The organism is Pedobacter sp. MC2016-05 (genome assembly GCF_026239735.1).
Taxonomy (GTDB): domain Bacteria; phylum Bacteroidota; class Bacteroidia; order Sphingobacteriales; family Sphingobacteriaceae; genus Pedobacter.
In genome coordinates, this window is record NZ_JAPIVT010000042.1 from 1 (window position 1) to 3,552 (window position 3,552).

Sequence of the window (3,552 nt, forward strand, 5' to 3'; positions counted from 1 at the left end):
CAGCCAACTGTTTTCTTATAAATTATTTTTCCTCTTTCAGAGACGAGCAAATTCCCATTAAATACGCCAAGATTATACGCTTTTTCCAACAAACTATCCAGATGTTTCAAGTTTTGGCTGGTTTGTCCGTAAACATTTTGTACAACTACTACGGCGGCAATAAGCAACAAATTTCTCACGATCTTAGGTATCATATATATTCGTTTACTAAAGGACAATCAAATGTAAAAATAGTTGCATGACATGGGGCATTATCAAAAAACGGTGGAATTGTGATAGGCTAAAAAATCTATAGTGTAAATCTCGTCTCAAAAAACGAAAGTATTCATCCCCAACTGCATATCTTTCTTTCAGCTGTAACTTTGATTGCACCAATTACGGCAAAGAGAAAAATCCTTTCTCAAAATGAACAGATAAGCATATAATTTCCAGTTTCAAAAACAAATATTCCTTTCCCTGTTATTTTTGCATTAATTTAAATCGAGTATATGATTTATTGGTATACGAACTCAAACGATTTGGAAGAAGAGAAATCTCAACCAAAATGGTAATTTAGTTGATGAAGACTGTAATGATTAATTGGATAAACCAGAGTAGAATGACCCCGTCTTACCGGAAATAATTTAAAGTAAATGGTTGCTTGCCCTTATGTTAGTAAATTGGCAAGAAGGGGTCAAATGGATTGGTTTGTCCACTCAAGTAGCTTTTTGGTGGAAATTTGGAGGGAAAAAATCCCTCCAAATGACTGTTATATCTTTTTTAAATGGTAAGTTTTTCCATCAGGATCCACTAAGTCAATAGTGTTGCCCGTCTGGCGTTTGATCACATAAACGATCCTCTCTTTTCCAGAATCCATGGGAGCCGTCCTTAGTGTGGCTTTGATCTTGGTACGTTTGTTCAGGAGTTCGCTGATGGGTATATTTATCTCATGATAGCCGACAGCAGTAAGGTTAAGGCTTTTGATATTATCCATTTTGGAGAATAATATGTTGGTATTTCCGGTGCCATCTGTCATGAGCCGGTAAGGGATGGTGCCATCCTTTTGCCTTAAACCCAATAAAGCTCCTTTGAAGGGAAGATCACCGTCCTTTACTTCGATTTCAGTGTTGCCGGCGCTGGCAACAGTGGCTACCGTTTCTATTTTATAATCAGATTTTGTGGAGGTATCGGTCACATATATCAGTTCCAGCTTTTTACGGTCTGCTTCAAAAAAACCTGAACCTGTCACAGCCGGATCTTTTCCCTGATATACCGTAAACGCTTTTCCTTCAAACACAATCGTTTTTTCACCGCCCTGCAGAGAAGTTAAACTATACCTTCCCTGCAATGGCTGTCCGTACGTTGATATGGCGATTCCACCCAACAACAGTATCAAAATTAGCTTTCTCATTTACATTCCCCTTTCGTGCCTTTCTGGGCTGCGATGTTACCGCTCAGGTCCTTTCCAAACTGCTCTTCGGTAAGTGTCGGTTTGATTTTTTCTTGCCTTTCGCCCGACAATGCTTTGAACGCCTAATAATATTAGAATAATTAGTGCGAAATTTTTCATACAACACCTTTAACTAATGATATTAAAAAAAGCTGAAAACTAAAGATTTAGTTTTTTTTTATTACGCCAGCTTCTTCAAATTTATCCTTAGGCCTATAAAAATTATTAAACGAGTAACTATCGGTAGAACTTAAAATTTTCTTTTAAGTTGTTATCTCAAAAAACCAAACTAAAATTGCTAAAAAGATTGATTAGCCACTTCAAGGATTGCACTATGTAAGTTTCAAATTATTTTAATAAAAATATAGTTTTTTATTTGCCGAAATATAACCACCTTAGTGACAGCAGGGACAAACAAGTGCTTCATGAAGAAATAAATTAATTGTAAAAATTTTTAAAAGTTTAGCTTAAACTAAACAATTATGCCTAAGTTTGAGTTAGTAAGACTGGATTCAGTTATCGGAAAGCAAGATTTTTACCACTTAAAAGTAGATGGTGTAAGTCAGTATGAAACCTTTTCCGAGGAAATAAAAGGAAATCCACAATACGTATCTGAACACAAGACTATACTGGCATATATGAACATGGTTTCTTCTCTCAAAATGTTGCCCAAGGAAAAATTCCGTGAGCTTAAAGGGAATAACGATAATATCAAGGAATATGAGATCAAGTCTAAACATTTGAGAGCTTACCTCTTCCATGTCGAACATACTGGTAAATTAGTGGCCTACTGGGGCCACAAAAACACCCAGGACAGTGATATTACCACATTCAGATTAATCAAAAAAACCTATTTTAAAAGTTTATCATGATTACGAGAAAAGAATTACTAGAAAGTAAAGAATTCTGGATGGTCAAGCTTCAGACAGCACTCTATGAGAATGTCGAACAATATCTCAAAGAGCATAAGCTTACCAAAACTGATTTCGCGAAAAAACTAGGTGTAAGTAAAGGATACGTCTCTCAAATCCTTAACGGAGATTTTGATCATAAACTAAGCAAATTTATTGAAATTAGTCTAGCAATAGGGAAAGCCCCAATAATAAATTTAGAGAGCTTGGCTTATTGTCTTGAACTTGATGCTCTCGGGGATCTAGAACGAGTAGCTGAACCAGTTCCAGCAAAACGTATTCACATCAGTTACGCCAGTAATAATCCTCAGCTAAAAGGCTTGCAAGCACCAGCATTGAGAAGAAAAATAAGAACAAAGAATTCTAGTCAAAAACAGAGAGTCAGATTCACCCCGTCAATTTAGACCGTCATGACAGATATTCACATCATTAGCATAAGAGAAGAGGAATTTTATTTCAAAGGGCACGGAATTATTGAAATCGATGTCAATAGGCTCTACAATGAATATAGTAGAACATTCGAATGGGATTTGCTCAAGAATACTTTTACTGTCAAGTTTACAGCAAAGTACCTATATGATCAAGGGGAAAGTGAACTTGACCTATCTTCTATGACCATTGCTACAACATTTGAAATCGAAGACTTACAAGAACAGCTAAGAGTTGAAGAGAGAGCGTTTGAGCTTTCATTAGAACTTCTTAAGCTGATTATATCGTCCGCTGTTTCAACAACGCGTGCTTTATTAGGTAGCAAGTTGGCTGGAACAATCCTTGGAACATTTTATCTACCATTTTTAGATGTTCATATTTTCATCGATGACACTAAGACAAAAGGCAAAAAGAAAAAAGAGAAAGTACTGGTTTAGTCAATCTAATATAGCCGATAGATAACATACTTACAGTTGATGAAGTGGCGTTCTCAAAATCCATCGGTAAACAAATTTTTTTGAATATAGATGAATTAAAGGAATTTGATTACTACAGCTTAATAAATAAAAACTCTTCTGGGACTATACTTATTCCCATTTTAATTTTGAATAATTCATTTGACGCAAAAAATCAAGATGATAGTATATCAAATTTCACAAAAAAATCACTTATTAACTTTACTTCGTCGCTTTTTTATCCTGACATCTTACAAAAAGACATTATTCTTTTCCCAGTTTTTACAATTAATCGTCTAGAGATTCCTTGAAACAATTTTTTTAATAC

At 35.1% G+C, this 3,552-nt stretch carries 5 protein-coding genes and 1 pseudogene; 3 read left to right on the top strand and 3 right to left on the bottom strand.

What is annotated here, in order from left to right; all coding sequences use genetic code 11:
• The 3 genes and pseudogenes from OQZ33_RS24030 to OQZ33_RS24040 form a co-directional block, all read right to left on the bottom strand.
• Positions 1 to 194 (bottom strand): annotated as a pseudogene (locus OQZ33_RS24030) (hypothetical protein); the annotation flags it as partial.
• A 554-nt stretch (positions 195 to 748) separates the two neighbouring features.
• Positions 749 to 1,390: a hypothetical protein gene (locus tag OQZ33_RS24035; RefSeq protein WP_265802104.1), complete on the bottom strand. Its 642-nt coding sequence runs from the start codon at positions 1,388 to 1,390 to the stop codon at positions 749 to 751.
• 36 nt (positions 1,391 to 1,426) lie between these two features.
• On the bottom strand, positions 1,427 to 1,549 hold the full coding sequence (locus OQZ33_RS24040; protein WP_265802105.1) for a hypothetical protein: 123 nt from the start codon (positions 1,547 to 1,549) through the stop codon (positions 1,427 to 1,429).
• 362 nt (positions 1,550 to 1,911) lie between these two features.
• On the opposite strand from OQZ33_RS24040, the gene OQZ33_RS24045 reads away from it, so the two are divergent.
• Genes OQZ33_RS24045 through OQZ33_RS24055 form a run of 3 tightly spaced genes read left to right on the top strand, consistent with a single transcriptional unit; the run spans position 1,912 to position 3,206 of the window.
• On the top strand, positions 1,912 to 2,301 hold the full coding sequence (locus tag OQZ33_RS24045) for a hypothetical protein (protein WP_265802107.1): 390 nt from the start codon (positions 1,912 to 1,914) through the stop codon (positions 2,299 to 2,301).
• On the top strand, positions 2,298 to 2,744 hold the full coding sequence (locus OQZ33_RS24050) for a helix-turn-helix transcriptional regulator (protein ID WP_265802108.1): 447 nt from the start codon (positions 2,298 to 2,300) through the stop codon (positions 2,742 to 2,744). The genes OQZ33_RS24045 and OQZ33_RS24050 overlap by 4 nt, the downstream gene beginning before the upstream one ends.
• A gap of 6 nt (positions 2,745 to 2,750) precedes the next feature.
• The gene (locus tag OQZ33_RS24055; RefSeq protein ID WP_265802110.1) at positions 2,751 to 3,206 is read left to right on the top strand and encodes a hypothetical protein; all 456 of its coding nucleotides are present in this window, start codon (positions 2,751 to 2,753) and stop codon (positions 3,204 to 3,206) included.
• Positions 3,207 to 3,552 lie beyond the last annotated feature (346 nt).

Coding starts and splice junctions, on each gene's coding strand:
- OQZ33_RS24050 (WP_265802108.1), top strand. CDS start 2,298: ATGATTACGAGAAAAGAATTACTAGAAAGTAAAGAATTCTGGATGGTC.
- OQZ33_RS24040 (WP_265802105.1), bottom strand. CDS start 1,549: ATGAAAAATTTCGCACTAATTATTCTAATATTATTAGGCGTTCAAAGC.
- OQZ33_RS24045 (WP_265802107.1), top strand. CDS start 1,912: ATGCCTAAGTTTGAGTTAGTAAGACTGGATTCAGTTATCGGAAAGCAA.
- OQZ33_RS24035 (WP_265802104.1), bottom strand. CDS start 1,390: ATGAGAAAGCTAATTTTGATACTGTTGTTGGGTGGAATCGCCATATCA.
- OQZ33_RS24055 (WP_265802110.1), top strand. CDS start 2,751: ATGACAGATATTCACATCATTAGCATAAGAGAAGAGGAATTTTATTTC.